This window comes from Streptomyces sp. NPDC090741 (assembly GCF_044769045.1).
In the GTDB taxonomy this organism is placed as follows: domain Bacteria; phylum Actinomycetota; class Actinomycetes; order Streptomycetales; family Streptomycetaceae; genus Streptomyces.
On sequence record NZ_JBIVXF010000001.1, the window covers coordinates 158,402 to 185,091 of the forward strand.

Sequence of the window (26,690 nt, forward strand, 5' to 3'; positions counted from 1 at the left end):
TCGGATCCTTCAACCCTGTAAAGGGCAAGGCTAAACATCCGATTCCCCGGCCCAACGGGGAAGTAATGGCCACGGCTGTGTGAGTTTGCTCACCCGTGACCCGACAATACGGGCATAGCGGGCAGTCAATTTCGGGTGGCGAAACGGACATTGCGCCACTGAATCAGCCATTCCGCTCCTGATCATCTCGACTGGGACACCTTGCCAGCCACCACGTTTGGTCGACGTAAGTCCGGTTCGTCCCGAAAGGCGGACCACATCGCGTAATCCCCCCGTCGCATTCCGTGATCGCCGCTCCAGGCCGACACGCGCACCTTGTTGGAGATCCGCCACTGTGCTGGAATTCGCGGGACCGCCGCGGGAACAGCCGGCGCGCAGGTGGCGCGACACAGCGCCGCGCGCGGCGGCAAGGAGAGGGAGACGCGCCGGTCACCGACGACCACCATGGGGCCGAAATGCCCCACGACTCGACACCGTCCCACCGGTCGCCCGGCGGGACGCCTGGTCCAGAGGTTGCGACGCTAGTGCAGGGACGATTCAAGAGGGATGGCAGCGCTGCGGCGGAGCAGGAGCCGCGCGGCGGGACCGACCGTGGCTCCTCGCCCCAGCACGCCCAGAACCGCGGGCCGGCTGCCGAAGGCGCAGGCTCCTCCACCACGGTGAACGCGGTGAAGGCGAAGGCGCGCCTCAAGCCCCGGGGCAAGACGACGGGCGAAGAGCCGGCCGGCAAGGACGTGGCGATACCGAAGGCCCCGAGCGGGCCCGGTTCGCGATTCGCCATGCAGAACTGGCGCATCAGCACGCGACTCGTGTCGCTGCTGACCCTGCCGGTCGTCGCCGCCACCACGCTCGGTGGCTTCCGCATCAACGACTCGCTCAACGACATCAGCCAGCTGGAGCACATGCAGCTGCTGACGACGATGACCCGGCAGGCCACCAACCTGGCCGCCATGCTCCAGGAGGAGCGGGACAAGTCGGCGGGTCCGCTGTCGGTCGACAAGTCGGGCAAGCCCAACAGCCTCGTCACGGGCGTACGCGACCAGACCGACGCCGCCGCCAAGGCCTTCCAGGCCGCGACCGACAAGGTCGACAGCGCGGAGGACAAGGACGAGACCCTCAAGTCGATCCGCAACAACATCCTGCAGATCGGCCGCCAGCTCACCGGCATCGAGGAAATCCGCAAGAAGGCGTACCAGAACGGCGCCCAGCAGACCGTCACCGAGTACAACGCGCTGATCGTCTCGCTGCTCTCGCTCTCCCAGGACATGGCGCAGGCCACCTCCAGCCCGGAGATGATCAAGCGTACGCGTGCCCTGGCGGCCTTCTCCTCCGCCAAGGAGTACGCCTCGATCCAGCGCGCCGTCATCGCCGCCTCGCTCCCCGAGAGCAGCGAGCGCGCGGGCACGCTCACCGAGAACGACCGCCTGTACGCCCTCTCCGCGCTCCGCGGCGAGAGCCAGTCGAAGAAGACCTTCGAACTCGTCTACCAGGGCAAGCCCGAGGAACTCCTCGCGGCGCTCGGCGACGGCAACACGGAGATCGGCACCGCCGACCACTACGCGCGCCGTGTCCTGAGCACCCAGGGGCAGTTCGGCAAGGAGAAGAACCGGTCCTGGATGGACTGGTACGACGCGGACGACACCAAGCTCCAGGCCATGAAGGTCATCGAGCTGACCCTGCTCGAGGACATGGAGCAGAAGGCCCGCGAGCTCAAGAACTCCTCGCAGCAGGACGCCATCATCAACGGTGCCCTGATCCTGCTCGTCCTCGGCGTCTCCCTCGTCGGCGCCTTCGTCATGGCGCGGTCGATGATCCGCTCGCTGCGCCGCCTGCAGGACACCGCGACCCGGGTCGCCCAGGACCGACTGCCCGAGCTCGTCAAGCAGCTGTCCGAGTCCGACCCGCAGGACGTGGACACGTCGGTGGAGTCGGTCGGCCTGCACACCCGCGACGAGATCGGCCAGGTGGCCGCGGCCTTCGACGACGTGCACCGCGAGGCCGTCCGCCTCGCCGCCGAGCAGGCCCTCCTCCGGGGCAACGTCAACGCGATGTTCACCAACCTCTCGCGCCGTTCTCAGGGCCTCATCCAGCGCCAGCTCTCGCTCATCTCCGAGCTGGAGTCGCGCGAGGCCGACCCGGACCAGCTGTCCTCGCTCTTCAAGCTCGACCACCTCGCGACCCGTATGCGCCGTAACGGCGAAAACCTCCTCGTCCTCGCGGGCGAGGAGCCCGGCCGCCGGTGGACCCGCCCCGTCCCGCTCGTCGACGTGCTCCGTGCCGCCGCGTCCGAGGTGGAGCAGTACGAGCGCATCGAACTCTCGTCGGTGCCCGGCACCGACGTCGCCGGCCGCGTCGTCAACGACCTCGTGCACCTCCTCGCCGAGCTGCTGGAGAACGCCACCTCGTTCTCCTCCCCGCAGACCAAGGTCAAGGTCACCGGTCACGCGCTGCCCGACGGGCGCGTGCTCGTCGAGATCCACGACACCGGCATCGGCCTCTCCCCCGAGGACCTCGCCGCGATCAACGAGCGGCTCGCTTCGCCGCCGACCGTGGACGTCTCCGTCTCCCGCCGCATGGGCCTGTTCGTGGTCGGCCGCCTGTCCCTGCGACACGGCATCCGCATCCAGCTGCGCCCGTCCGACTCGGGCGGTACGACGGCCCTCGTCATGCTGCCGGTGGACGTCGCCCAGGGCGGCAAGAAGCCGGGTCCGATGCCGGGCCAGGGCGGTCCGGGTGGTCCCGGCGGTCCGGGCTCCGGTGCTCCGCAGGGCATGCCGGGTGCTTCCGCGCAGGGTGCGGTCCCGGGCGGCGGCGCACGCCAGCCCGTCGGCGCCGGCCAGCAGCGCGGCCAGGTCACCGGCGGCGGCCAGCGTGCCGCGCTGCCGGGACGCGACGGCGCCCCCGGTCAGCAGGGCCCGCAGGGCGGTCCCGGTGCGCGTCCGCAGCAGGGCGGCCCGGCCGCACGTCCGCAGGGCGGTCCGGGTATGACCGGCATGCCGGGCGCCCCGACCTCACAGGGCCAGGGCGGCTTCGGCGGCAATTCCCCGCTGCCGGGCCGCGGTCCGGCCGGCGGTCCCGGCTCCCGTCCGATGCCCGCGCCCACGGCCTCCGGCCAGGGCGGATTCCCGCAGGGCAACGGCTTCGAGCGCCCGCAGCCCCCGCAGCAGCAGCCCGCCCCGACGGGCCCGGTCCCCTCGGCCCAGGCGCCCGCCGCCCCGGCTCCGCGCGGCTCCCGGCCGCAGCTGCCGCCGCGCGGTGGCGCCGCTCGTCCGGAGCTTCCGGGTGCCGGCGGCGGCCCCGCCGGGATCCCGCAGACCACCAGCTGGGGCGCCGACCAGGCGCGCCACGGCGGCCACGAGGTCCCGCGCGGCCACGACGAGCTCTCGGGCCCCGGTTCGACGGCCGAGTTCCCCCGTCCGGACTTCAACACCCCGCGCCCGCCGGCCGGCAACAGCACCACCGGCCAGTTCGAGCGTCCCGACCTGCGGGCCCCGCTGCCCCCGGCCGGCCAGGACATGTCCGCCACCGGGCAGTTCGAGCGCCCGCAGCCGCGCGGTGCGGCGGACCCGTCCACCACGGGGCAGTTCGCCCGTCCGGACTTCCAGGCCCCGCGGCCCGGCGGTCCCGGTGTCGGCGGATTCGCCCCCCAGCAGCCGCAGGCTCCGCAGCTGCCGCAGGCCCACCAGCCGGAGGCGCTGCCGCCGGCCCCGAGCACCGGCAACGAGCGCAGCCCGATCTTCGACACGCTGGAGTCGAACTGGTTCCACCAGGAGGACCAGCAGTCCTCCGGTCAGGCGCCGGTTCCCCAGCAGCCGCAGCAGTCCGCCCCGGCTCCGGCTCCCCAGCAGCGCCTGCAGCAGCCGCTGCCGCAGCGCGGCCAGGAGCCCGCGGCCGAGTCCGCCCAGGCGACGAACGGCAGCTCGCCGACCGTCAGCTGGCGGTCCTCGCCGAACGACGAGCTGATGCGGCAGGCCGAGCGCGTGCGCCAGCCCGCCGCCGGCGGCATCACCACCTCGGGGCTGCCCCGCCGAGTACCGCGGGCGAACCTCGTGGCCGGCACCGCGCAGCAGCAGTCCGACGCACAGGCGGGCCCGCAGGTCTCCCGTTCGCCGGACGACGTCCGCGGCCGTCTGACCAACCTCCGACGGGGTATCCAGCAGGGCCGTCAGGCCGGCAACAACGGCCCGGCGACCGGCAGTTACCACATCGACCCCACTTACCAGCAGGAGCGTTAGTTGAGTTCGATGAGCCAGGCGGCACAGAACCTGAACTGGTTGATCACCAACTTCGTGGACAACACCCCCGGGGTGTCCCACACGGTGGTGGTCTCCGCCGACGGCCTCCTTCTGGCGATGTCCGAAGGCTTCCCCCGGGACCGCGCCGATCAGCTGGCGGCCGTGGCCTCCGGTCTGACGTCGCTGACCGCTGGAGCCTCCCGCATCTTCGAGGGCGGCGCCGTCAACCAGACCGTGGTCGAGATGGACCGGGGATTCCTCTTCCTCATGTCCGTCTCGGACGGTTCCTCCCTGGCCGTGCTCGCGCACCCCGAGTGCGACATCGGCCTTGTCGGCTACGAGATGGCCCTCCTCGTGGACCGCGCCGGCAGCGTCCTCACCCCGGACCTGCGCGCGGAGCTGCAGGGAAGCCTGCTCATCTGACGCCACATCTCCCGGCCGGACGGTACTTCCGGCCGGGGGACCGGGGGCCCGCCCCGGAACCCAGTACCACCGCCAGGCCGTCATACCGTCCCCCCACCGGCCGCCCCGTCAGACGGCACGCTGACCACTGCTGTCCAGCCCGGAGGATCAATGACCCCGCCCCCCGCCTACTCCGACGCGTACGGCGATTCGTCGTACTCGGAAGGCGACCAGCCGCTCGTTCGCCCGTACGCGATGACCGGCGGACGGACCCGGCCCCGCTACCAGCTCGCCATAGAGGCGCTGGTCAGCACCACGGCCGATCCGATGCACCTGTCCGGCCTGCTTCCCGAGCACCAGCGCATCTGCACGCTGTGCCGCGAGGTCAAGTCGGTCGCGGAGGTCTCCGCACTGCTGTCGATGCCGCTCGGTGTCGCCCGGATCCTCGTCGCCGACCTGGCCGAGGCCGGAATGGTGGCCATCCACCAGCCGGGCAATGGAGAGGCCGGCGGCACGCCGGATGTAACGCTGCTCGAAAGGGTGCTCAGTGGACTTCGCAAGCTCTAATGGCGGAACCGCCCGCTCCACCACCTCCGCGAAGATCGTGGTGGCGGGCGGGTTCGGCGTGGGCAAGACCACGTTCGTCGGGGCCGTCTCGGAGATCAATCCGCTGCGCACGGAAGCCGTGATGACGTCCGCGTCCGCCGGCATCGACGATCTGACCCACACCGGGGACAAGACGACCACCACGGTCGCCATGGACTTCGGCCGCATCACCCTGGACCAGGACCTCATCCTGTACCTGTTCGGAACCCCCGGACAGGACCGCTTCTGGTTCATGTGGGACGACCTCGTCCGCGGCGCCATCGGTGCCATCGTGCTCGTCGACACCCGCCGGCTCGCCGACTGCTTCCCCGCGGTCGACTACTTCGAGAACAGCGGGCTGCCGTTCGTCGTGGCCCTCAACGGCTTCGAGGGACACCAGCCCTACACCCCCGAAGAAGTCCGCGAGGCCCTGCAGATCGGCCCGGACGCCCCGATCATCACCACCGACGCCCGCCACCGGGCGGACGCCAAGAGCGCGCTCATCACACTCGTCGAGCACGCCCTCATGGCCCGACTCAAGTAACACGACTCGGGCAACGGCGCTCAAGGGGCACCACTCAAGTACCACGGGTTCTTCACAACGTGAGAGGGCGGGCTGTGTCATAGGACACGGCCCGCCCTCTCGGTTCATAACGTTTCGACAGTGAATTGCCGCCACTTGGACACAGGGCGCGGTCGGGCGGTGCCGCTGCGCTCACAACTCGCTCCATTTTTGCCGCAGCTCGCTCTTTATGTCCGTTTTATGCGTGACATAAGGCTCTGGGAATGGCCGATTTCAACTGTTTGGAACAGGACCGTTAACCGTGCTGGAATTCAACTAACTAGCTAGTAGCACCGCCGGAAGGTTGTTGGTCGAGTGAGGCGAAGCAACTCAAGCCCCGCGGATGAACCCGCGCGTGGCAACTTCACCCCGCCGCAGCGTGCGGGTACGTCCGTCGACGTACCCGTAGACCCGCCGGCGAAGAGCGGCAGCACCAGCAGGTTCTCCCCGCGCAACTGGCGCGTGCCGACCAAGCTGAACGCCATCCTGCTCGTCCCCGTCCTCGTCGGACTGGTGATGGGCGGCTTCCAGGTGAAGGGCTCGGTCGACCGCTGGAACGAGGCCAAGGACGCCGAGAAGACGGCCCGCATCGTCCAGGCGGCGGCCGAATACGGCCAGGCCCTCCTCAACGAGCGCGACCTCACGGCCGAGCCGCTCCTCAAGGGCGACCGCAACAGCGAGGCCGTCGCGAAGGTCTACGCGGCCACCGACGCGGCCAAGGAGAAGTTCGCCAAGGCCTCGAAGGACCTCCCCTCGAGCTCGGGTCTTGAGCGCCGTCTGGAGCTCTTCCGCCAGGAGGAGCCCAAGCTCGCGGCCGTCCGGCAGTCGGCGTACGCCTCGCAGGAGACGGCCAAGAAGAACCCGCCGAGCGCGAACGGCCCGATCCCGACCGAAGAGGGGTACGTGCTGGTCCAGCACTACCTCATGACGTTCTCCAACGAACTCGGTCTGGGCACCGGCAACGTCACCAGCTACGGCCGCATGGTCTACGCGATCGAACTCGCCAAGGCGGCGAACTCGCTCCAGCGCTCGGTCGGCACCCACCTGCTGGTGCGCCCGAACGAGAACGAGGAGATCCGCAAGGCCCAGCTCGTCGCCTTCTCCTCGTACGCCTACCTCGAGGACATCGCCATCGGCGAGTACGTCGCCGCCGGCACCGAGGAAGACGTGGACCACCTCAAGGAGGTCATGGGCCGGCGGTCCCAGGAGGGCGCCGAGAAGCTCGCGGCCGCCAAGCGGGCGGCCGAGCAGGCCGGCACCCCCTTCAAGGCGCCGCCGATCGTCAACAACTCCGCGCTCACCGGCATGACCGAGGCGATCGCCAGCGGCGAGAGCAAGAGCAAGGTCATCGCGGGCGGCACCACCCCCCAGGCCTGGCAGGCCGCGGCCTCCGCCAAGTTCGAGGGCTACGGCGAGGTCGAGAAGAACCTGCTCGACAAGGCCGTGATCGACTCCGTCGCCGTCTCCGACTCGGCCCGCAACGACGCCATCTGGACCGGCGCGATCGTGGTCGTGGCCCTGCTCGCCGCCTTCATCCTGGCCGGCATGATGGCCCGCCAGATGAGCAACTCGATGCGCCGGCTGCGCTCCGCCGCCTTCGACGTCGCCGAGCAGCGCCTGCCGATGCTCGTCGACCAGCTCTCGCGCACCGACCCGGGCAAGGTCGACACCCGTGTCGCGCCGATCCCGATCAACTCCCAGGACGAGATCGGCGAGGTCGCCCGCGCCTTCGACCAGGTCCACCGGGAAGCGGTCCGGCTCGCCGCCGAGCAGGCGCTCCTGCGAGGGAACGTCAACGCGATCTTCACGAACCTCTCCATACGCAACCAGTCCCTGATCGAGGGCCAGCTGACCCTCATCACCGACCTGGAGAACAACGAGGCCGACCCGGACCAGCTGGAGAACCTCTTCCGCCTGGACCACCTGGCCACCCGTATGCGCCGCAACGGCGAGAACCTCCTCATCCTCGCGGGTGAGGAACCGGGCCGCCGCTGGGACCAGCCGGTCCCCCTCGTCGACGTGCTGCGCGCCGCCTCCTCCGAGGTGGAGCAGTACGAGCGCATCGAGCTCTCGGGCGTCTCCGAGGCCGAGATCCACGGCCAGGCCGTGACCGACCTCGTGCACCTGCTCGCCGAGCTCCTGGAGAACGCCACCACGTTCTCCTCCCCGCAGACCAAGGTCCGCGTCAACGCCACGCGCCTGCCCGACGGCCGCGTGATGGTCGAGATCCACGACAAGGGCATCGGCCTCACCGCCGAGGACTTCGCGGACATCAACCACAAGCTGGCCAACCCGCCGACCGTGGACGCCGCGATCTCCCAGCGCATGGGTCTGTTCGTGGTCGGCCGGCTGGCGGACCGCCACAGCATCCGGGTCCAGCTGCGCCCCTCGGGCGAGGCCGCCGGCACCACGTCGCTGGTCATGCTCCCCGACGCGATCACCCATGGTGGTGGTGGCGAGGGGATCCCGGACGACGACTTCACCGTGTCCTCGATGATCCCGCAGCAGCCGGCTCAGCAGGCCATCCAGATGCGTACGGCCGCCGAGCTGGGCTTCGACGACTCCCGCTACGAGGGCAGAGGCGCCGACGAGCAGGGCGACGGCACCGGGCTGGACCCGGTCGGCCGTTCCCTGGCCCATCAGGAGCGCCGGGCCGCGCTCGAAGCCCAGGTGGGCTACGGGCAGGAGCAGCAGGGCGAGTTCGCCGAGCAGGAGTATGCGGAACCCCAGCCGGAGCACGGGTACCAGCCCTATCAGGGGTACGAGCAGCAGCCCGAGCAGGGCTACGACACCTCGTACGACTCCCGGCAGGCCAATGCGACCCAGCAGGGCTACGAGGCGTACCCGCAGCAGGACTACGGTTATCCGGAAGCCGGATACCAGGACCGCCAGCAGGACGCCCCGGCGTACGACGGTGGCTACGCAGCCCAGTCCCCGCAGGCAGAATGGCCCGAGCAGAACACCTACTCCGGCGGCTACCAGCAGGGCTACGGGACCGAATCGGAACCCCCGGCCGCTCCCGAACCCGCCCCGGAGCGCGTAGGCTTCGACCGTCCGGGCGCCGCTGCCGACACCGGCCACCAAGTGACCGGAGCGGGCCTGCCGCGCCGCGGCAGCCAGCAGCAGTGGCAGCCGGCACAGAAGGAAGCGGAGTCCACCGGATCCCTCTTCGAGCAGCGGCCGCCGCGACAGCAGCAGCCCGCCGCCCCGGAGCGGGACGAGGAAGGCAGCGAGGCATGGCGCTCGAACAACGACGAGCGCTGGCAGCAGGCCGCCAAACTCCGTGAGCCGAAGGCCGGCGGGGTCACCACGTCCGGTCTCCCTCGGCGCGTACCCAAGGCCAACCTGGTCGAGGGCGCGGCGGAGACGACCCCGCAGGGCGGCCCCCAGGTCTCCCGCGCACCGGAGGACGTCCGCGGCAGGTTGAGCAATCTGCGGCGCGGTGTCCAGCAGGGACGCAGCGCGGGTTCTGAGCAGTCAAGTAACAGCTATGACCAGGAGCGTTAGTGTGAGCCCGATGAGCCAGGCGGCACAGAACCTGAACTGGTTGATCACCAACTTCGTGGACAACACCCCCGGGGTGTCCCACACGGTGGTGGTCTCCGCCGACGGCCTTCTTCTGGCGATGTCCGACGGATTCCCGCGCGACCGCGCCGATCAGCTGGCGGCCGTGGCCTCCGGTCTGACGTCGCTGACCGCTGGAGCCTCCCGCATCTTCGAGGGTGGCGCCGTCAACCAGACCGTTGTGGAGATGGACCGCGGGTTCCTTTTCCTCATGTCCGTGTCCGATGGATCGTCCCTCGCGGTGCTCGCGCACCCCGAGTGCGACATCGGCCTCGTGGGCTACGAGATGGCCCTCCTCGTGGACCGAGCAGGCAGTGTCCTCACCCCGGAACTGCGCTCGGAGCTGCAGGGAAGTCTTCTCAACTAGCAAACAGGCAGTGCGTTTCGCGTCATCGCACCATAGGGTGCGGTGGCGCGGTTCCACAGGGAGTACTGCGTTCTTGGAGTCGGAGGAGGAGACGTGACAACACCCGGAGGACATCCTTATGGCGGCGCGCAGCAGCCGCAGGGTGGGCAGCACGACCAGAACCGCTTCAACTTCCCCTCCGCTCCCAGCCGGCCGGTTCCGGAGCACAATCCCTACCAGCAGCAGCCGTACGGCCAGCCCCAGCAGGCCCAGCCGCCCCACCGGCCCTCGCAGCAGCCCCTCCGGGGTTCGCAGCAGCAGGCCCCCAAGGCGCACAACCCGCTGGTGCGCCCGTACGCGATGACCGGCGGCCGTACCCGGCCGCGCTACCAGCTCGCCATCGAGGCGCTGGTCAGTACCACGGCGGACCCCGCGCGGTTGCAAGGGCAGTTGCCCGAGCACCAGCGCATCTGCCGCCTGTGCCAGGAGATCAAATCCGTCGCGGAGATCTCGGCACTTCTCTCCATTCCTCTTGGTGTCGCCCGCATCCTCGTCGCCGACCTGGCCGAGGCGGGACTTGTCGCCATTCACCAGCCCGGCGGCGACGAGTCTGCCGGCGGCCAGCCAGATGTGACACTGCTCGAAAGGGTGCTCAGTGGACTTCGCAAGCTCTAACGGCGGAGCAACTCGCTCCACCACCTCCGCGAAGATCGTGGTGGCGGGCGGCTTCGGCGTGGGCAAGACCACGTTCGTCGGCGCGGTCTCCGAGATCAACCCGCTGCGCACCGAAGCCGTGATGACGTCCGCGTCCGCCGGCATCGACGATCTGACCCACACCGGGGACAAGACGACCACCACGGTCGCCATGGACTTCGGCCGCATCACCCTGGACCAGGACCTCATCCTGTACCTGTTCGGAACCCCCGGACAGGACCGCTTCTGGTTCATGTGGGACGACCTCGTCCGCGGCGCCATCGGTGCCGTCGTCCTCGTCGACACGCGGCGCCTGGCGGACTGCTTCCCGGCCGTGGACTACTTCGAGAACAGCGGCCTGCCGTTCGTCGTGGCCCTCAACGGCTTCGAGGGACACCAGCCCTACACCCCCGAAGAAGTCCGCGAGGCCCTGCAGATCGGCCCGGACGCCCCGATCATCACCACCGACGCCCGCCACCGCGCGGACGCCAAGAGCGCGCTCATCACCCTGGTCGAGCACGCCCTCATGGCCCGCCTGCGGTAGGCACCACGGTCCACGCGAAAGGCCCCCCGCACTCCGAGGAGTGCGGGGGGCCTTTTCGGTCTGTCCCGGAAGAGCCGTAAGGGCTAGCCCTGCCAGCTGTGCGGGGCGCGGAAGCCGGGGGTGCGCTCCAGGCGGCGCCAGCGGGCCTGGGAGCCGATGCGGTGCACCGGACGGCCCTCGGGGGTGGCCGCGGCGCGGGCCAGCAGGATCGCGGTGATCGCGGCCAGCTCCTCGGGGGCGGCGTTGCCCTTTTCGACGCGCAGCAGGGTGTCGGCGGACTGGGTGGTCATGGGTGGCAGGTCTCCTTCGCTTCTACTGCGGCGGGTTGCCGTGCTTGCGGGACGGCAGGTCGGCGTGCTTGCTGCGGAGCATCGCCAGGGCGCTGATCAGGGTTTCGCGGGTCTCCGCCGGGTCGATGACGTCGTCGACGAGGCCGCGCTCGGCCGCGTAGTACGGGTGCATCAGCTCGGCCTTGTACTCCTTGACCATGCGCGCGCGCATCGCCTCGGGGTCCTCGGCCTCCGCGATCTGCTTGCGGAAGATGACGTTGGCCGCGCCCTCGGCGCCCATGACCGCGATCTCGTTCGTCGGCCAGGCGTACGTGATGTCCGCGCCGATGGACTGGGAGTCCATGACGATGTACGCGCCGCCGTAGGCCTTGCGCAGGATCAGCGAGATCCGCGGGACGGTGGCGTTGCAGTACGCGTACAGCAGCTTGGCGCCGTGGCGGATGATTCCGCCGTGCTCCTGGTCGACGCCCGGCAGGAAGCCGGGGACGTCCAGCAGGGTGATGATCGGGATGTTGAAGGCGTCGCACATCTGGACGAAGCGCGCGGACTTCTCGGAGGCCTCGATGTCGAGGACGCCGGCGAGGTGGGCGGGCTGGTTGGCGACGATGCCGACGACCTGGCCGTCGAGCCGGGCCAGGGCGCAGATGATGTTGCGGGCCCAGCGCTCGTGGATCTCCAGGAAGTCGCCTTCGTCGACGAGCTCCTCGATCACCTTGTGCATGTCGTACGGGCGGTTGCCGTCCGCGGGGACCAGGTCCAGCAGGACGTCCGAGCGCCGGTCGGCGGGGTCGGAGGTCTCGTGGACCGGCGGGTTCTCCCGGTTGTTGGAGGGCAGCATCGAGATGAGGTAGCGGACCTCGGAGATGCAGGTCTCCTCGTCGTCGTACGCGAAGTGCGCGACGCCGGAGGTCTCGGCGTGCACGTCGGCGCCGCCGAGGCCGTTCTGGGAGATCTCCTCGCCGGTGACGGCGCGGACGACGTCGGGGCCGGTGATGAACATCTGCGAGGTCTCGCGGACCATGAACACGAAGTCCGTCAGGGCCGGGGAGTACGCGGCGCCGCCGGCGCACGGGCCCAGCATGACCGAGATCTGCGGGATGACGCCCGAGGCCTTGGTGTTGCGCTGGAAGATGCCGCCGTAGCCGGCGAGCGCGGAGACGCCCTCCTGGATACGGGCGCCGGCGCCGTCGTTCAGGGAGACCAGCGGGGCACCGGCCGCGATGGCCATGTCCATGATCTTGTGGATCTTCGTGGCGTGGGCCTCGCCCAGGGCGCCGCCGAAGATGCGGAAGTCGTGCGCGTAGACGAAGACCGTGCGGCCCTCGACCGTGCCCCAGCCGGTGATGACACCGTCGGTGTACGGCTTCTTGCTTTCGAGGCCGAAGCCGCTCGCGCGGTGGCGGCGCAGCTGTTCGACCTCCTTGAAGGAACCCTCGTCGAGCAGCAGCGCGATGCGCTCGCGCGCGGTCAGCTTGCCCTTGGCGTGCTGCGCCTCGGTCGCCCGGTCACTGGGTCCACGCCGCGCCTGCTCGCGCAGGGAGTGCAGCTCGGCCACGCGCCCGCGGGCGTCCGTCGGCTCGCTCGGAGTCTGGTCCACAACGGTCATGTATCGACCTTACGAAGCGGTCGAAGAAAAACCTCCGTTGATTCCACACAGTCTCGGAAGTGTTCCGCTGTCCGGCCCGGACAGAACCGCCACGTGATGCGCGGACACCACCAGGCGGGGCCCCTCTCCTTTGTGGAGGTTCGACAAAACAGCGAGGCACCGCGCCTAGATGTTGAAATTTGAACGGAATGGGTCTAGCGTCGTTCTCGTTGAAAGTTCAACCAACACCGGACACGACAGCATCAGGGAGCACATCATGGGTCTCTTCAACCGCCGCAGCCAGACCGCGAACATCCAGGAGGGAACCGCCGCCACCGTCGCCACGCTCGACGTGGACCCGGCGCTCGCGGCCCTCACCGGCGACTACGTCATCGACGCCGCCCACAGCAGCATCGGCTTCACCGTCCGCCACGCGATGGTGACCAACGTCCGCGGCAGCTTCACCGACTACTCCGGCACCCTGCAGCTCGACGGCAGCGACCCGGCCCGCTCCGCCGCCTCCATCGAGGTGAAGATCGCCTCTGTGGACACCGGCATCGCCGACCGCGACGGCCACCTGCGCAGCGGTGACTTCTTCGACGCCGAGGCCTTCCCGCTGATGACCTTCCGCTCCACCCGGGCGGCCCAGCTCGGCGGCGACGCGTACCGCATCACCGGCGAGCTGACGATCAAGGACGTCACCCGCCCGCTCTCCATCGACCTGGAGTTCAACGGTTCGGCCACCGACGTCTACGGCAACGAGCGCGTCGGCTTCGAGGGCTCCGCCGAGATCCTGCGCTCCGACTGGGGCCTGACCTGGAACGCGGCGCTGGAGGCCGGCGGCGTCATGGTCAGCGACAAGGTGAAGCTGACCTTCGACATCTCGGCCATCAAGCAGGCCTGAACCGCCTGACGCCGCCGGGTCCCGGGGGCGGTGGCTAGAAGCCGCCCCCACCGTCGAACCCGCCGCCGCCGTCGAATCCACCACCGCCGCCGAAGTCCCCTCCCCCGAAGTCGGAGGAGTTGAAGTCGGCGCCGGAGTAGTCCCCGCCGTCGTAGCCGCCCATGTCGGAGGCGTAGGCGGGGCTCGACATCATCGAACCGAGCATCGTGCCCACGAGCAGGCCGGGCAGAATGCCGCCGCCGAAGTATCCGCCCGCCCAGGGCCCGTACGCCGGGCCCGCGTCGTAGTACGGGCGCGGCCCGTACTCGGTGTCGACCGTACGGACCATCGGGTCCTTGCCCTCGCCCAGCCGGACGGCGTCCGCCGCGCACACGGGGACGGTACGCGCCGCCCCGCCGGCCGGCGACCACTCGGCGTCCTGCGTGCTCGGCCCGTGCCGCGGGTCGAAGAAGCAGGGGGAGCGGCGCTCGGGCAGCGGCCGGCCCTGACGGCGGGCATCGAGGCCGGCCAGCGCGAACCGGCCGTCCTCCAGGGCCTGGGTGACACCCTTGACCTCATCGGGGTGCTGGACCGAGGCCATGATGTCCTTGGCCTTCTCGTACGAGTCGAGGCCCTGTTCGTAGTCCCCCCGCATGGCGTCGTCCGCTCCGGGCTCACCGGGGTGGAAGTCCAGCCGGTCGAGCTCCTCGCCGAAGGCCGTGATGTCCTCGTCCACGACCACGCGCAGCTTCTCGATCGCCTCGCGCTCCGCCTCTTCCTTCTTCTTGCGGTTGCGACGCACCAGCGCGTACGCACCGCCGCCGCCGATCACGGCCACCGCGCCGAGCGCGACCAGCCCGCCGACCGGGCTCCCGCCGTCGGCCCCGGTGTCGCCCCAGGAGGCCGGAGCCTTGCCCTTGACCTGCGGCAGCGCCTGGTCGACGAAGTTGTTGATTTCGGTGCTCGCGTCCACGGCCCCGCCGGCCTTCACCGCGTCCGTCAGATTGCGGACGGCATTGGGGGGCAAGACCGCCCGGTCGGCGCCCGCGTTGAAGCCGTCGCCCAGCCGGATCGCGTAGAGCCCGGTGATGCCGGTCTCGGCGCGGACCGTACGCAGCACGCTGTCGGCGGGGAACTCGGAGCCGGCCGGCAGGACGGCGACGAACACCGGCTTCCCGGCGTCCTTGATCTTCTTCGCGAGCGCGTCCGCCTGGGCCTTCGGCAGCTGCGCCTCGGCGCGGGGGTCCACGTAGACCGGGCCCTGCTTGAGGGCCTCCGCCACGGCAGCGGGTCCGGTGGCCGCCGATGCCTGCGGGGCGACCACGAGGGCGGTCGCGGACAGGGCCAGCAGCAGAGCGGCCAGCAACCGACCGGGACGTACGGATATCAGCCTGGTCCTCATACCCCCGACGCTACCGGAACCGCCACTTTCCTGTGTGAGCTGGACATAAACCACACCGCCGCCCCCGCCGCGAGGGCCGGGGCGGTGGGGGCCGGGGTGCTACTCGGCGGGTTCGACGCCCGCGTGCAGGAGGCCGTACGTGAAGGCGTCCTCCAGGGCCTGCCAGGACGCGGCGATCACGTTCTGGGCGACGCCCACCGTGGACCACTCCCGGATGCCGTCCGTCGTGGCGATCAGGACGCGGGTCGTGGACTCCGTGCCGTGCTTGCCCTCCAGGATGCGGACCTTGTAGTCGACCAGCTCGAACTTGGCCAGCTGGGGGTAGAAGCGCTCCAAGGCCACCCGCAGCGCCCGGTCCAGGGCGTTGACCGGGCCGTTGCCCTCCGCCGTGGCGACGATCCGCTCGCCCTTGGCCCACAGTTTGACCGTGGCCTCGTTGGCGTGGGTGCCGTCGGGCCGGTCCTCGACGATGGCCCGCCAGGACTCCGTACGGAAGTACTTGCGGGCACGGCCCTCGACCTCGGCGCGCAGCAGCAGTTCGAAGGAGGCGTCGGCGGCCTCGTACGTGTAGCCCGAGAGCTCCCGCTCCTTGACCCGCTCGACGACCCGGGAGACCAGGGCGCGGTCCCCGCCGAGGTCGACGCCGAGCTCCTTGCCCTTGAGCTCGATGGAGGCGCGGCCGGCCATGTCGGAGACCAGCATCCGCATGGTGTTGCCGACCCGCTCGGGGTCGATGTGCTGGTAGAGGTCCGGGTCGACCTTGATGGCCGAGGCGTGCAGGCCCGCCTTGTGCGCGAAGGCCGAGACGCCGACGTACGGCTGGTGCGTCGAGGGCGTCAGGTTGACGACCTCGGCGATGGCGTGCGAGATGCGGGTCATCTCGGCGAGCGCGCCCTCCGGGAGGACGCGCCGCCCGTACTTGATCTCCAGCGCGGCGACGACCGGGAAGAGGTTGGCGTTGCCGACGCGCTCGCCGTAGCCGTTCGCGGTGCACTGGACGTGCGTGGCGCCCGCGTCGACGGCGGCCAGGGTGTTGGCGACGGCGCAGCCGGTGTCGTCCTGGGCGTGGATGCCCAGGCGGGCGCCGGTGTCGGCGAGGACGGTGGCGACGACCGCGGTCACCTGGGCCGGCAGCATGCCGCCGTTGGTGTCGCAGAGGATGACCACGTCGGCGCCGGCCTCGTGGGCGGTGCGTACGACCGACTTCGCGTACTCGGCGTTGGCCCGGTACCCGTCGAAGAAGTGCTCGCAGTCGACGAAGACGCGGCGGCCCTGGGCGACCAGGTGGGAGACGGTGTCGCGGACCATCTCCAGGTTCTCTTCGAGCGTGGTGCGCAGGGCGAGCTCGACGTGCCGGTCGTGGGACTTGGCGACCAGGGTGATCACCGGGGCACCCGACTCCAGCAGGGCCCGGACCTGCGGGTCCTCGGCGGCCGAACCGCCCGCCCGGCGGGTCGCGCCGAAGGCGACCAGCTTCGCGTGCTTGAAGTCGATCTCGGTGCGGGCGCGGGCGAAGAACTCGGTGTCGCGGGGGTTGGCGCCGGGCCAGCCGCCCTCGATGAAGCCCACTCCGAAGTCGTCCAGGTGCCGGGCGATCGCCAGCTTGTCGGCGACGGTGAGGTTGATCCCCTCACGCTGGGCGCCGTCGCGCAGGGTGGTGTCGAAGACGTGGAAGCTGTCCGTGTCGTCGGCGGGGTCCTGCGCCGCCGGCCCTGTCGCCTCTGTCGTCGTCATGCTGATCTGACTCCTGTCGGATGAGTGGTTCCGGATGCCTGCCCCAGGGCAGGCCGCCTCCACTGCCCCCATCATCGCGCGCGGCCCGCTCCCGGCAGGAATGGAGCCGGGAAACGAAAAGACCCCTCGCGGGTGCGAGAGGTCTGCGCGCGGGTCTGGGGCACTGTGGCCGCTTCCGCGGAGTTCGTCCACGGTTCAGCGGCCACTGCGGACCGGCGCGCTGCTGTCCATAATCATGAGCTGAGCAGGCACGTCCGCAGTGTGTCACACCGTCTCACCGCAAGAGCGGCGCGTCTCACGATACGAGAGCCTCGTCAAGGAATTCCGAGACGTGGGCCAGGATGTCCGCCCGCCCTATCCCGGGCAGGCCGACGGCGACCTGGATGCTGAACCCGTCGAGCAGGGCCCGCAGCCGGGCCCCGAAGCGGTCCGGGTCCACGGGCCGGAACTCCCCGCGCGAGATGCCCTCGGCGAGCAGGGCCACCAGGTCGCGGTGCCAGGCGCCCTCGATGGCGGCCTGGCGCTCGCGTTCCTGCGGGCCGGCGTTCTGCGAGCGGTTCCAGACCTCCAGCCACAGCGTCCAGTGCGGATCCCGGGCCTCCTCGGGCACGTAGAGGTCCACGTACGCCTGGAGCCGCTCGCGCGCCGGGCCGCGGCGGGCCAGCAGGGCCCGGCGCCTGGCGCCGAGGGCCGCCTCGCTCCACTCCAGGGTCTGCAGCAGGAGCTCGTCCTTGCTGCCGAAGTAGTAGAGGAGGTGGCCGCTGCTCATCCCGACCTGGCGACCCAGCCCGGCCATGGTCAGGCCCTCCAGGCCGCGCTCGGCGATCGTGGCCATGGCGGCGACGAGTACGTCCTCGCGCGGCGGCGCGTTCTTCCGTACCGCACGCACTCCACCCGCCGCCATGGCCACTCCTTCGTCGATCCGCCGCAGGTCAGACCTTCGGCTGCTGCTGGGTGATGCAGTGGATACCGCCACCCCCGGCGAAAATCGTACGTGCGTCAACCAGTGTCACGGTCCGCTCGGGGAACAGGCCGCGGAAGATCTCGGCGGCCTCCTCGTCGCGGGGGTCGTCGAACGAGCACAGCACCACGCCGCCGTTGCACAGGTAGTGGTTGATGTAGGAGTAGTCCACCCACTCCCCGTCCTCCTCCAGCACGGTCGGCGCCGGGACCTCCACGACCTCCAGCCTCCGGCCCCGCGCGTCCGTGGAGGAGCGCAGGATCGCGGCGATGGTCTTGCAGCGCTCGTGGTCCGGGTGGGCCGGGTCGGGCTGGGTGTGGACCATCACCACGCCGGGGCGGGCGAAGGCGGCCACGATGTCCACGTGGCCCTGGGTGCCGTAGGTGCCGTAGTCGCCGGCCAGGCCGTACGGCAGCCAGATCGCCTTGGTGGTGCCGAGGTGGGCGTGGATCTCCTCCTCGACCTGCTGGCGGGTCCACTCGGGGTTGCGCCCCGCGCCCAGCTGCACGGTGTCGGTGAGGAGCACGGTGCCCTCGCCGTCGACGTGGATCGCACCGCCCTCGTTGACCAGCGGGGTGCTGTACGTACGGGTGCCGGCGAGGTCCGAGACGTGCCGGGCGACCTTGGAGTCGTGCTCCCAGCGGGCCCACTCCTGGGCGCCCCAGCCGTTGAAGGTCCAGTCCACGGCGGCCAGCTCGCCGGCCTCGTTGGTGACGAAGGTCGGGCCGATGTCGCGCATCCAGGCGTCGTCGAGCTCCCGCTCCACCAGCTGTACGTCGTCGCCGACGACCGCGCGGGCGCTCTCGGCGTCACCGGGCGAGACGACCAGGGTCACGGGCTCGTACGTGCGCACCGCGCGGGCGACGGCGCCCCAGGCCTCGCGGGCCTCGGCGAGCTCCTGCTCGTTGGTGAAGGTCGGGTTGGGGCTCGGCCAGGCCATCCAGGTGCGCTCGTGGGGCGTCCACTCGGCAGGCATCCGGAAGCCGTGGTCCGTGGGCTTTGCAGTCATGGCAGGGGTCCTTAAAGGATTTACAAGAAGTACAGGCGGTTGAGGGAGACCGAGTCGGCCGCTTCGGAGCGCAGCGGGTCGCCGTCGAGGGTGACGAGACCGCTGCGCGCGTCCACATCGACCGCGCCCACCCGGGAGTTGAGGAGGAGGTTCCCGGGACCGATGCCGCGGGTGCCGCGGACGGCGACGCGGCGGCGGCGGGTCGGCATCTCGTCGCTGCCGAGGGCGGCCGCGGCGGCCGAGACGAAGGCGACGGAGATGTCGGCGGGGGTGGCGCCGTACGAGCCGAACTGCGGGCCGAGGACCAGCGGTTCGCAGGTGTCGGTGGCCGCGTTGGGGTCTCCGGTGACCCCGTACGCGGGGAAGCCGGACTTGAGGACCAGCTGGGGCTTGGCGCCGAAGAACTGGGGGCGCCACAGCACGATGTCGGCGAGCTTGCCGACCTCGATGGAGCCGATCTCGTGGGCCAGGCCGTGGGCGATGGCCGGGTTGATGGTCAGCTTGGCCATGTAGCGCAGGACGCGGGCGTTGTCGTCGCCCTCGCCGTCGCCTTCGAGCGGGCCGAGCTCGCCCTTCATCTTGGCGGCCATGGCGAAGGTGCGGCGGATGGTCTCGCCGGCGCGGCCCATGCCCTGGGCGTCGGAGGAGGTGATGCCGATCGCACCCAGGTCGTGCAGCACGTCCTCGGCGCCCATGGTGCCCGCGCGGATGCGGTCCCGGGCCATGGCGGCATCGCCCGGGAGGTCAGGCTTGAGGTCGTGGACGGAGACGATCATGCCGTAGTGCTCTGCGACCGCGTCCCGGCCGAAGGGCAGGGTGGGGTTGGTGGAGGAGCCGATGACGTTCGGCACGCCCGCCATCTTGAGCACGTTGGGGACGTGACCGCCGCCGCAGCCCTCGATGTGGAAGGCGTGGATCGTGCGCCCGTCCAGGACGCGCAGGGTGTCCTCGACGGACAGGCACTCGTTGAGGCCGTCGCTGTGCAGGGCGACCTGGACGTCGTACTCCTCGGCCACGCGCAGGGCGGTGTCCAGGGCGCGGGTGTGCGCGCCCATGTCCTCGTGGACCTTGAAGCCGGACGCGCCGCCCTCGGCCAGGGCCTCGACCAGCGGGGCGGCGTCCGATGAGGAGCCGCGGGCGAGGAAGCCGATGTTGACGGGCCAGGCGTCGAAGGCGTTGAACGCGTGGCGCAGCGCCCAGGGGGAGTTGACGCCGACGCCCCAGACCGGGCCGAACTCCTGGCCGATGATCGTGGTGACGCCCGCGGCGAGCGAGGCCTCCATGACCCGCGGGGACAGCAGGTGCACGTGGGTGTCGACGGCGCCGGCGGTGGCGATCAGGCCCTCGCCGGAGACGATCGACGTGCCGGTGCCGACGACCACGTCCACCCCGTCGAGGGTGTCCGGGTTGCCGGCCCGGCCGATCGCGTGGATCCGGCCCTCGCGGATGCCGATGGAGACCTTGCGGATGCCGAGGACGGCGTCGATGACCAGGACGTTGCTGATCACGACGTCGCAGGTCTCGCGTACGGCGGCGGCCTTCAGGTGCAGTCCGTCGCGGGCGGTCTTGCCGAAGCCGGCCAGGAACTCGTCGCCGGGCTTCTGGGCGTCGTACTCGACCCGGACGGTGAGCCCGGAGTCGCCGAGCCGGACCCGGTCGCCGGCGCGGGGGCCGAAGACGGAGGCGTACTCGTGGGGGTCGATGTGCCGGCTGCCCGGCGCACAGTGGTCGCTGTGCCTGGTCTGCTTGCTCACGCCTGCTCTCCGTCCGCCGTGTCGTCCGCCGTGTCGTCCGCCGTGTCGTCCGCCGATTCGTCCGCCGCGCCGCTGATCCCCGTACCCAGGTAGCCGCAGGCCGCGGCGCGGCGCAGGGCCTCGTCCTTGGCGCCGGGGGCGTCCAGGGGGCCGTCGACCAGCCCGGCGAAGCCGATCGCGATGCGGTCGCCGCCGATGGGGACGAGGCCGACCTCGGCCTCGCCGTGCGGGTCGAACCGTACGGACGAGCCCGCGGGCACGCACAGCCGCATGCCGTAGGCCGCGGCGCGGTCGAAGTCGAGGCGGGGGTTCGCCTCGAAGAAGTGGAAGTGGGAGGTGACGCTCACCGGCACGGACGCCGTGTTGCGCACGTGCAGGTGCAGCGCCGGCTCCGGCTGGGGGGCGCCCGGGCCGGGTACGACCGCTCCCGGGGCGTCCTCTCCGAGCGGCACCGCGCCCCGGATCGGGGCCGCGACCACCGCGAGGCGGGAGCCGTCGTCGAAGACGGCCTCCACGTGCACCTCGGTGACCACGTCGGCGACGCCGGGCAGCACATCGGCCGGGCCCAGCACGCTGCGGGCCTCCTCGATGGCCTCGGCGAGCCGCTTGCCGTCGCGCGCGGCCTCGCAGACCGTGTCCGCGATGAGCGCGGTGGCCTCCGGGACGTTGAGCTTGAGTCCGCGGGCCCTGCGGGCCCTGGCCAGTTCCGCGGCGCTGCGCAGCAGCAGCCGGTCGCGCTCCGTAGGGGTCAGCCGCACGCCGATCCACCACCTTTTGAGTCGATGGGTTAGAGCATCACTCTAACTCTTCATTTCTCTGCAATGAAGCATTGACCTGGGACCAGGCGTTAGGTCACATTGAGTGTCGTTCAAACACATGCGAACCACCCCCCGCCCTGCCAAGGGAGTCCCCCCATGCCCATCGAACAGCGCGGAGTCGACACCATCCCCGAGGAGGAGCGGACGAGCGGTCCCCGTGACCTGATCTCGATCCTGCTCGGCTCCAATCTCTGCCTCGGCGTGATCGTGTTCGGCTGGCTGCCCCCGTCCTTCGGACTGGGCCTGTGGCCCTCGGTCACCGCCATCGTGACCGGCACGCTCGTCGGCATCGCCTTCACCGCGCCGCTGGCGCTGGTCTCCCTGCGCACGGCGACCAACCTCTCCACCTCCAGCGGCGCCCAGTTCGGCGTCCGCGGCCGGCTCGTCGGCTCGGTCGTCGGCCTGCTGCTCTCGCTCGGCTACACCGCCCTCACCCTGTGGATCGGCGGCGACGTCATGGTCGGCGTCCTGTCCCGCCTCACCGGGCTGCCGGACACGGGCGTCTCGCGGGCCGTGATGTACGGGGTACTGGCCGCCTGTACCGTCGTCGGGGCCGTCTTCGGCTACCGGCTACTGCTGCGCATGAGCAAGGTGCTCTCCATCGGCATGGTGATCCTGCTCGCCATCGGCCTCTTCGCCTACGCCCCCGACTTCACCACCGCCGCCCCGCCGGAGACCTCGTACCTGCTCGGCTCCTTCTGGCCGACCTGGCTGCTCGCCGCCGTCGCCGCCGGACTCAGCGGGCCGGTCGCCTTCATCACCCTGCTCGGCGACTACACCCGCTACATCTCCCCCCGTAAGCACGGCTCCCGCAAGGTGTTCTGGTCCACGGCCCTCGGCCTGCTGATCGGTCTGCTGATCCCCCAGCTGTTCGGCACCTACACGGCGCTCGCCGCCAAGGCCGGCACCGACTACGCCGGGCCCCTCGTCGACGCCGCGCCGTTCTGGTACCTGCTGCCGCTGCTCGCCGCCGCCGCGGCCGGCTCGGTGGGCAACGCCGGGCTGATGCTCTACTCCATGGGCCTCGACCTCGACGCCATCGTGCCGAAGGCCACGCGCGCCAAGGCCACGCTGGTCGCCGCCGCCGTGGCCACCGCGTTCGTCTTCGTCGGCTCCTTCGAGTGGGACGTGCAGTCCGCGATGACCTCGTTCGTCCTGCTGCTCACCGCGATCGGCACCCCGTGGGCCGTGATCACCCTGATCGGCTACGTCCGCTGCCGCGGGCAGTACGACGCCGACGCGCTCCAGGTCTTCAACCGCCGCTCGGTGGGCGGGATCTACTGGTACCGCGCCGGCTGGAACGTGGCCGCCACCGTCTCCTGGGCCGTCGGCGCCGGAGTCGGCCTGCTCGCCGTGACCACCCCCTTCTACGAGGGCCCGCTGCTCGCCCTGACCGGCGGAGTCGACTGCTCCTTCGTCCTGTCCGGCCTGGCCGGCGGCCTGGTCTACACGGCGCTGACGCTGCGGACCGCGACCGCGAGCGCGATCGCGACCGGGACCGGGGCCGGGACCGAGACCGCGCCTGCCGACACGGCCGGCAAGGTGGCGGTCGCCGTCGACTGACGGCTGACGCCGGGAGCGGTGCACGATGCGGGCCCCGGGGGGACGTCCCCCCGGGGCCCGCATCGTCGCCTCCGCCGGGCGCTAACGGCACTTCAGTGAGGTGGTCGCCTCGTTGGCCGCCGTGTCCAGCGCCTGGATCTGCGGCTGGAGCTGCGTGAGCGCGTCCTTGCCCGTGGTGTCGCCGGGCAGGCCCTCGTAGGCGCTCTTGAGGTTCTCCGCGGCCGTCGTGACGGCGTCCTTCTCGGCCGACTTCAGTGCCGAGGTGCTCTCCTTGACGTTCTTCCAGTCGGTCTGGACTGCGTCGTACGCCGATTTCAGCTGGTCCTTCGTGGCCGTGGCCGGATTCAGCGCCTTGAGCGCGGCGTTGTCCGACTTCAACTGGACCAGGTTGGTGCACAGCGCGGCGCTGGCCGACGAGGCTGCCTCCTGCGGCGTCGCTTTGTCGTTGCTGGAGCACGCCGAGGCGCCGAGTACCGCGGCCGCGCAGAGCAGGCCGGAGGCAACGAACCGCTTCATGGGGATCCGCCTTCCCGCCGGCCGTGAAGGCCGGCGCACGAGAGATTCACGCCGCTGGGGCGCGGCATGCCGCCCGGGGCCGGTGTCCGGCGCCGCATCGGCAGGCGCGATCAACGTCGCACGCCGGTACCTGCACCGCATCTCCGCACGGACCGGACCCGCGCGCCCGCACCGGGCGGCGGGCAGGGCGACAAGGCCCGCGGGCCCCGCCTCGGAAGGGCCGCCGCGCCGGAGGCGGGCGACGCGCGGAACACCCCCGGCGTACCTCCGTACGGGTGGCCCCGACGGGTGCGGCGCCCCTGCCCGCACCGCCCGTCGGACCAGGTCCCGGACGCACGACGAGGCCCCGGCCTGCCGGCCGGGACCTCGTCGGGGCGGAATCGCTGCGGTCTTATCCGAGCGGGTGCATCCAGCCGTGGGTGTCGGCGGTGCGGCCCGTCTGTAGCTCCAGCAGCGCCTTGCGGAGCTTCATGGTGACCTCGCCGGGCTCACCGGTGCCCTGGGTCCAGTCGGCGCGCTCGGACTTGACCGAGCCGACCGGGGTGATGACCGCGGCGGTGCCGCAGGCGAACACCTCGGTCAGGGTGCCGTTCTCGTTGTCGCGCTTCCAGTCCTCGGTGGAGATACGTCCCTCCTCGGCGGTGTAGCCGAGGTCGCGGGCGATGGTGAGGAGGGAGTCGCGGGTGATGCCCGGCAGGAGCGAGCCGGTCAGCTCCGGGGTGACGATCCGGTCGCCGTACACGAAGTACAGGTTCATGCCCCCCATCTCCTCGATCCAGCGGTGCTCGACGGCGTCGAGCCAGACCACCTGGTCGCAGCCGTGCTCGGCGGCCTGGGCCTGGGCGACGAGGGAGGCCGCGTAGTTGCCGCCGGTCTTGGCCGCGCCCGTACCGCCCTTGACGGCGCGGACGTACTCCTCGGAGAGCCAGACGGAGACGGGCTTGACGCCGCCGGGGAAGTACGCGCCGGCGGGCGAGGCGATGATCATGAAGAGGAACTCGTTGGCCGGGCGGACGCCGAGGCCGACCTCGGACGCGAACATGAACGGCCGCAGGTACAGGGAGGCCTCGCCGGAGGAGGGCACCCAGGCGCTGTCCTGCTTGATGAGCGCGTCGCAGGCCTCGATGAAGAGGTCGGCCGGCAGCTCCGGCATCGCCATGCGGCGGGCGGAGGCCTGGAAGCGCTCGGCGTTGGCCCGCGGGCGGAACGTGGCGACGGTGCCGTCGGGCTGGCGGTAGGCCTTGAGGCCCTCGAAGATCGTCTGCGCGTAGTGCAGGGTCATGTTCGCCGGGTCGATCGACAGCGGCGCGTACGGGACCAGCTCGGCGTCGTGCCAGCCGCGGCCTTCGGTCCACTTGATCGTCACCATGTGGTCGGTGAAGTGGCGGCCGAAGCCGGGGCTGGCCAGGATCGCCTCGCGCTCCGCGTCGGACAGGGGGTTCGAGGAGGGCTTGAGCTCGATCGTGGGCGTCGTCATGAGTGCTTGTCCTTCACCGGTTTCGTAGGGCGGACCGCGCTCACGGCGTACCAGGACGTCCGAGCTTCCCCGCATTCCGCGGCCTCGCGTTCGATTATCGCGCGCGAGGTGCCTTCGGAGAAGCGGGGTGAAGCGGAGTGAATGCGGCCCAGGGGAGATGGTGGCACCCGGGGCCGTACAGGAAAAGCCGCCGGGTGCGTCTGTGCGCGGCCCGGCGGCTTCCTGAGGTGGAGCTGCCGGGTCAGCCGGCTACTCGGGCGGCGAGCGCGTCGCCGATCTGCTCGGTGCTGCGGAAGGTCCCGTCGCGCTCCGCGAGGTCGGCGGAGACGGCGTCCTCGATGCGGACGGCCTGGGCCTCGTGGCCGAGGTGGCGCAGCAGGAGGGCGACCGAGAGGATCGTCGCGGTCGGGTCGGCCTTGCCGGTGCCGGCGATGTCCGGGGCCGAGCCGTGGACCGGCTCGAACATGGACGGGAAGGTGCCGGTCGGGTTGATGTTCCCGGAGGCGGCGAGGCCGATTCCGCCGGTCACGGCGGCGGCCAGGTCGGTGAGGATGTCACCGAAGAGGTTGTCCGTGACGATGACGTCGAAGCGCTCGGGCTGCGTGACGAAGAAGATCGTCGCGGCGTCGACGTGCAGGTAGTCGGTGGTGACCTCGGGGTACTCCTGGCCGACCTTGTCGAAGATGTTCTTCCACATGTGGCCCGCGTACACGAGGACGTTGTTCTTGTGGACCAGCGTCAGCTTCTTGCGCGGACGGGCGTTGGCCCGCTCGTACGCGTCACGCACGACGCGCTCCACGCCGTACGCGGTGTTGATGCTGACCTCGGTGGCCACCTCGGCGGGCGTACCGGTGCGCAGGCTGCCGCCGTTGCCGGTGTACGGGCCCTCGGTGCCCTCGCGGACCACGACGAAGTCGATCTCCGGACGGCCGGCGAGCGGGGTGGCCGTGTTGGGGAAGAGCTTCGACGGGCGCAGGTTGATGAAGTGGTCGAAGGCGAAGCGGAGCTTGAGCAGCAGGCCGCGCTCCAGCACACCGGACGGGACCGACGGGTCGCCGATGGCACCCAGCAGGATCGCGTCGTGGTGCCTCAGCGCCTCCAGCTCCGCGTCCGGGAGGGTCTCACCGGTGCGGTGCCAGCGCTGGGCGCCGAGGTCGTACTCCTTGGTCTCCAGCTTCACATCCTGGGGCAGGACCGCGGTAAGGACCTTGAGGCCCTGAGCCACGACTTCCTGGCCGATGCCATCACCGGGGATCACTGCGAGATTGATGCTGGTCGACATGTCGGAACCGTACTCCCTGTCCCAGCCCTCAGACATCTCGCGTCCACCATGTGGACGAAGGGTTCAGACGCAAGATGCCCGAGGCGCCGGGTCTCGTTCAGCGGGGTCTCGTTCAGTGGCCGGTCGAGCCGCCGTTGTCCCGGCGGTCGAGGGCGCGCTGGAGGGCGGCCGCGGCGTTCTTGCGGTCGGCGTCGGCGGTGGAGGAGTGGCGGACGCGGCGGGCTGCGGTGGATGCGGTCATGGTGATCGACTCCTTGAGATCACGGCGTGGCGGGGCCACGGATGAGGGGTTCCTTCAAGGCGCCGGAAGAGGCGGGGAGCGGTGCGCGGCAGGGGTTGCCTGCCAAAGGGCGCGCGCTCTCGACCGCCATTCGCCTGATCGGCGAGACGTTCGGCTTCTACAACGCTAGGGCAGCTCCCGTTGTATGTCTCCGCAATTAGTCGGGCTTCCTACTATCTGAGACGGACAGCCCCTCGGAAGGCCC

The 26,690-nt window shown here is 70.7% G+C and carries 22 protein-coding genes; 10 read left to right on the forward strand and 12 right to left on the reverse strand.

Features of this window, described 5'->3' with window-relative positions:
• Window positions 1-524 precede the first annotated feature (524 nt).
• The 8 genes from ACIQU4_RS00740 (at window position 525) to ACIQU4_RS00775 (ending at window position 10,931) form a co-directional block, all read left to right on the forward strand.
• Window positions 525-4,235: a nitrate- and nitrite sensing domain-containing protein gene (locus ACIQU4_RS00740; protein WP_403724063.1), complete on the forward strand. Its 3,711-nt coding sequence runs from the start codon at window positions 525-527 to the stop codon at window positions 4,233-4,235.
• A 9-nt stretch (window positions 4,236-4,244) separates the two neighbouring features.
• Window positions 4,245-4,658 (forward strand): roadblock/LC7 domain-containing protein, encoded by a 414-nt coding sequence (locus ACIQU4_RS00745; RefSeq protein ID WP_008739864.1) that lies wholly within the window; start codon window positions 4,245-4,247, stop codon window positions 4,656-4,658.
• Window positions 4,659-4,808: 150 nt separating this feature from the next.
• A complete protein-coding gene (locus tag ACIQU4_RS00750; protein ID WP_030162861.1) occupies window positions 4,809-5,204 on the forward strand; it encodes a DUF742 domain-containing protein in 396 nt (131 codons plus the stop codon).
• Complete coding sequence (locus ACIQU4_RS00755) at window positions 5,185-5,766, forward strand: ATP/GTP-binding protein (protein ID WP_048475966.1); 582 nt, start codon at window positions 5,185-5,187, stop codon at window positions 5,764-5,766. Before ACIQU4_RS00750 ends, ACIQU4_RS00755 begins: the two co-directional genes overlap by 20 nt.
• A gap of 333 nt (window positions 5,767-6,099) precedes the next feature.
• Window positions 6,100-9,291 carry a nitrate- and nitrite sensing domain-containing protein gene (locus ACIQU4_RS00760; RefSeq protein ID WP_403724066.1) on the forward strand — a complete coding sequence of 1,064 codons (3,192 nt, stop codon included), beginning with the start codon at window positions 6,100-6,102 and terminating at the stop codon, window positions 9,289-9,291.
• Between the two features lie 10 nt (window positions 9,292-9,301).
• Window positions 9,302-9,715, forward strand: a complete 414-nt coding sequence (locus tag ACIQU4_RS00765; RefSeq protein WP_008739857.1) for a roadblock/LC7 domain-containing protein — start codon at window positions 9,302-9,304, stop codon at window positions 9,713-9,715.
• 93 nt (window positions 9,716-9,808) lie between these two features.
• Complete coding sequence (locus ACIQU4_RS00770) at window positions 9,809-10,369, forward strand: DUF742 domain-containing protein (protein ID WP_403724069.1); 561 nt, start codon at window positions 9,809-9,811, stop codon at window positions 10,367-10,369.
• Complete coding sequence (locus tag ACIQU4_RS00775; RefSeq protein ID WP_403724072.1) at window positions 10,350-10,931, forward strand: GTP-binding protein; 582 nt, start codon at window positions 10,350-10,352, stop codon at window positions 10,929-10,931. The genes ACIQU4_RS00770 and ACIQU4_RS00775 overlap by 20 nt, the downstream gene beginning before the upstream one ends.
• 83 nt (window positions 10,932-11,014) lie before the next feature.
• Here the strand turns inward: ACIQU4_RS00775 and ACIQU4_RS00780 are convergent, their stop codons facing one another.
• Complete coding sequence (locus ACIQU4_RS00780) at window positions 11,015-11,221, reverse strand: acyl-CoA carboxylase subunit epsilon (protein WP_403724074.1); 207 nt, start codon at window positions 11,219-11,221, stop codon at window positions 11,015-11,017.
• A gap of 22 nt (window positions 11,222-11,243) precedes the next feature.
• Window positions 11,244-12,827, reverse strand: a complete 1,584-nt coding sequence (locus ACIQU4_RS00785; RefSeq protein ID WP_030159062.1) for an acyl-CoA carboxylase subunit beta — start codon at window positions 12,825-12,827, stop codon at window positions 11,244-11,246.
• A gap of 256 nt (window positions 12,828-13,083) precedes the next feature.
• Here ACIQU4_RS00785 and ACIQU4_RS00790 point away from each other — a divergent pair, with 256 nt between their 5' ends.
• Window positions 13,084-13,710: a YceI family protein gene (locus tag ACIQU4_RS00790; RefSeq protein WP_403724077.1), complete on the forward strand. Its 627-nt coding sequence runs from the start codon at window positions 13,084-13,086 to the stop codon at window positions 13,708-13,710.
• Window positions 13,711-13,744: 34 nt separating this feature from the next.
• On the opposite strand, the gene ACIQU4_RS00795 is transcribed toward ACIQU4_RS00790, so the two are convergent.
• The 6 genes from ACIQU4_RS00795 to ureA all read right to left on the reverse strand — a co-directional run bounded on the left by ACIQU4_RS00795 (window position 13,745) and on the right by ureA (window position 21,307).
• Window positions 13,745-15,091 (reverse strand): hypothetical protein, encoded by a 1,347-nt coding sequence (locus tag ACIQU4_RS00795; RefSeq protein ID WP_403724080.1) that lies wholly within the window; start codon window positions 15,089-15,091, stop codon window positions 13,745-13,747.
• A gap of 99 nt (window positions 15,092-15,190) precedes the next feature.
• The gene (gene cimA / locus ACIQU4_RS00800; RefSeq protein WP_403724082.1) at window positions 15,191-16,825 is read right to left on the reverse strand and encodes a citramalate synthase; all 1,635 of its coding nucleotides are present in this window, start codon (window positions 16,823-16,825) and stop codon (window positions 15,191-15,193) included.
• A 295-nt stretch (window positions 16,826-17,120) separates the two neighbouring features.
• The gene (locus tag ACIQU4_RS00805; protein ID WP_403724085.1) at window positions 17,121-17,729 is read right to left on the reverse strand and encodes a TetR/AcrR family transcriptional regulator; all 609 of its coding nucleotides are present in this window, start codon (window positions 17,727-17,729) and stop codon (window positions 17,121-17,123) included.
• Between the two features lie 28 nt (window positions 17,730-17,757).
• Window positions 17,758-18,795 (reverse strand): agmatine/peptidylarginine deiminase, encoded by a 1,038-nt coding sequence (locus ACIQU4_RS00810; protein WP_403724088.1) that lies wholly within the window; start codon window positions 18,793-18,795, stop codon window positions 17,758-17,760.
• Window positions 18,796-18,815: 20 nt separating this feature from the next.
• Window positions 18,816-20,549: an urease subunit alpha gene (locus tag ACIQU4_RS00815; protein WP_403724091.1), complete on the reverse strand. Its 1,734-nt coding sequence runs from the start codon at window positions 20,547-20,549 to the stop codon at window positions 18,816-18,818.
• Window positions 20,546-21,307: an urease subunit gamma gene (ureA, locus tag ACIQU4_RS00820; protein ID WP_403724093.1), complete on the reverse strand. Its 762-nt coding sequence runs from the start codon at window positions 21,305-21,307 to the stop codon at window positions 20,546-20,548. The genes ACIQU4_RS00815 and ureA overlap by 4 nt, the downstream gene beginning before the upstream one ends.
• Before the next feature lie 156 nt (window positions 21,308-21,463).
• Between ureA and ACIQU4_RS00825 the strand changes: the two genes are divergently transcribed.
• Window positions 21,464-22,930: a cytosine permease gene (locus ACIQU4_RS00825; protein WP_403724096.1), complete on the forward strand. Its 1,467-nt coding sequence runs from the start codon at window positions 21,464-21,466 to the stop codon at window positions 22,928-22,930.
• An 81-nt stretch (window positions 22,931-23,011) separates the two neighbouring features.
• On the opposite strand, the gene ACIQU4_RS00830 is transcribed toward ACIQU4_RS00825, so the two are convergent.
• The 4 genes from ACIQU4_RS00830 to ACIQU4_RS00845 all read right to left on the reverse strand — a co-directional run bounded on the left by ACIQU4_RS00830 (window position 23,012) and on the right by ACIQU4_RS00845 (window position 26,446).
• Window positions 23,012-23,446: a hypothetical protein gene (locus tag ACIQU4_RS00830; RefSeq protein ID WP_403724099.1), complete on the reverse strand. Its 435-nt coding sequence runs from the start codon at window positions 23,444-23,446 to the stop codon at window positions 23,012-23,014.
• Window positions 23,447-23,837: 391 nt separating this feature from the next.
• Window positions 23,838-24,923 (reverse strand): branched-chain amino acid aminotransferase, encoded by a 1,086-nt coding sequence (locus ACIQU4_RS00835; RefSeq protein ID WP_403724102.1) that lies wholly within the window; start codon window positions 24,921-24,923, stop codon window positions 23,838-23,840.
• Window positions 24,924-25,164: 241 nt separating this feature from the next.
• Window positions 25,165-26,205, reverse strand: a complete 1,041-nt coding sequence (locus ACIQU4_RS00840) for a 3-isopropylmalate dehydrogenase (RefSeq protein ID WP_403724105.1) — start codon at window positions 26,203-26,205, stop codon at window positions 25,165-25,167.
• 112 nt (window positions 26,206-26,317) lie between these two features.
• Complete coding sequence (locus tag ACIQU4_RS00845) at window positions 26,318-26,446, reverse strand: hypothetical protein (RefSeq protein WP_266625109.1); 129 nt, start codon at window positions 26,444-26,446, stop codon at window positions 26,318-26,320.
• Window positions 26,447-26,690: the final 244 nt, after the last annotated feature.

Bases quoted from the DNA above. Each gene is read 5' to 3' on its own strand.
- ACIQU4_RS00835 (WP_403724102.1), bottom strand. From the start codon at position 24,923: ATGACGACGCCCACGATCGAGCTCAAGCCCTCCTCGAACCCCCTGTCC.
- ACIQU4_RS00825 (WP_403724096.1), top strand. From the start codon at position 21,464: ATGCCCATCGAACAGCGCGGAGTCGACACCATCCCCGAGGAGGAGCGG.
- ACIQU4_RS00840 (WP_403724105.1), bottom strand. From the start codon at position 26,205: ATGTCGACCAGCATCAATCTCGCAGTGATCCCCGGTGATGGCATCGGC.
- ACIQU4_RS00845 (WP_266625109.1), bottom strand. From the start codon at position 26,446: ATGACCGCATCCACCGCAGCCCGCCGCGTCCGCCACTCCTCCACCGCC.
- ACIQU4_RS00830 (WP_403724099.1), bottom strand. From the start codon at position 23,446: ATGAAGCGGTTCGTTGCCTCCGGCCTGCTCTGCGCGGCCGCGGTACTC.
- ACIQU4_RS00745 (WP_008739864.1), top strand. From the start codon at position 4,245: ATGAGCCAGGCGGCACAGAACCTGAACTGGTTGATCACCAACTTCGTG.
- ACIQU4_RS00790 (WP_403724077.1), top strand. From the start codon at position 13,084: ATGGGTCTCTTCAACCGCCGCAGCCAGACCGCGAACATCCAGGAGGGA.
- ACIQU4_RS00750 (WP_030162861.1), top strand. From the start codon at position 4,809: ATGACCCCGCCCCCCGCCTACTCCGACGCGTACGGCGATTCGTCGTAC.
- ACIQU4_RS00765 (WP_008739857.1), top strand. From the start codon at position 9,302: ATGAGCCAGGCGGCACAGAACCTGAACTGGTTGATCACCAACTTCGTG.
- ACIQU4_RS00810 (WP_403724088.1), bottom strand. From the start codon at position 18,795: ATGACTGCAAAGCCCACGGACCACGGCTTCCGGATGCCTGCCGAGTGG.
- ACIQU4_RS00805 (WP_403724085.1), bottom strand. From the start codon at position 17,729: ATGGCGGCGGGTGGAGTGCGTGCGGTACGGAAGAACGCGCCGCCGCGC.
- ACIQU4_RS00785 (WP_030159062.1), bottom strand. From the start codon at position 12,827: ATGACCGTTGTGGACCAGACTCCGAGCGAGCCGACGGACGCCCGCGGG.
- ACIQU4_RS00795 (WP_403724080.1), bottom strand. From the start codon at position 15,091: ATGAGGACCAGGCTGATATCCGTACGTCCCGGTCGGTTGCTGGCCGCT.
- cimA (WP_403724082.1), bottom strand. From the start codon at position 16,825: ATGACGACGACAGAGGCGACAGGGCCGGCGGCGCAGGACCCCGCCGAC.
- ACIQU4_RS00780 (WP_403724074.1), bottom strand. From the start codon at position 11,221: ATGACCACCCAGTCCGCCGACACCCTGCTGCGCGTCGAAAAGGGCAAC.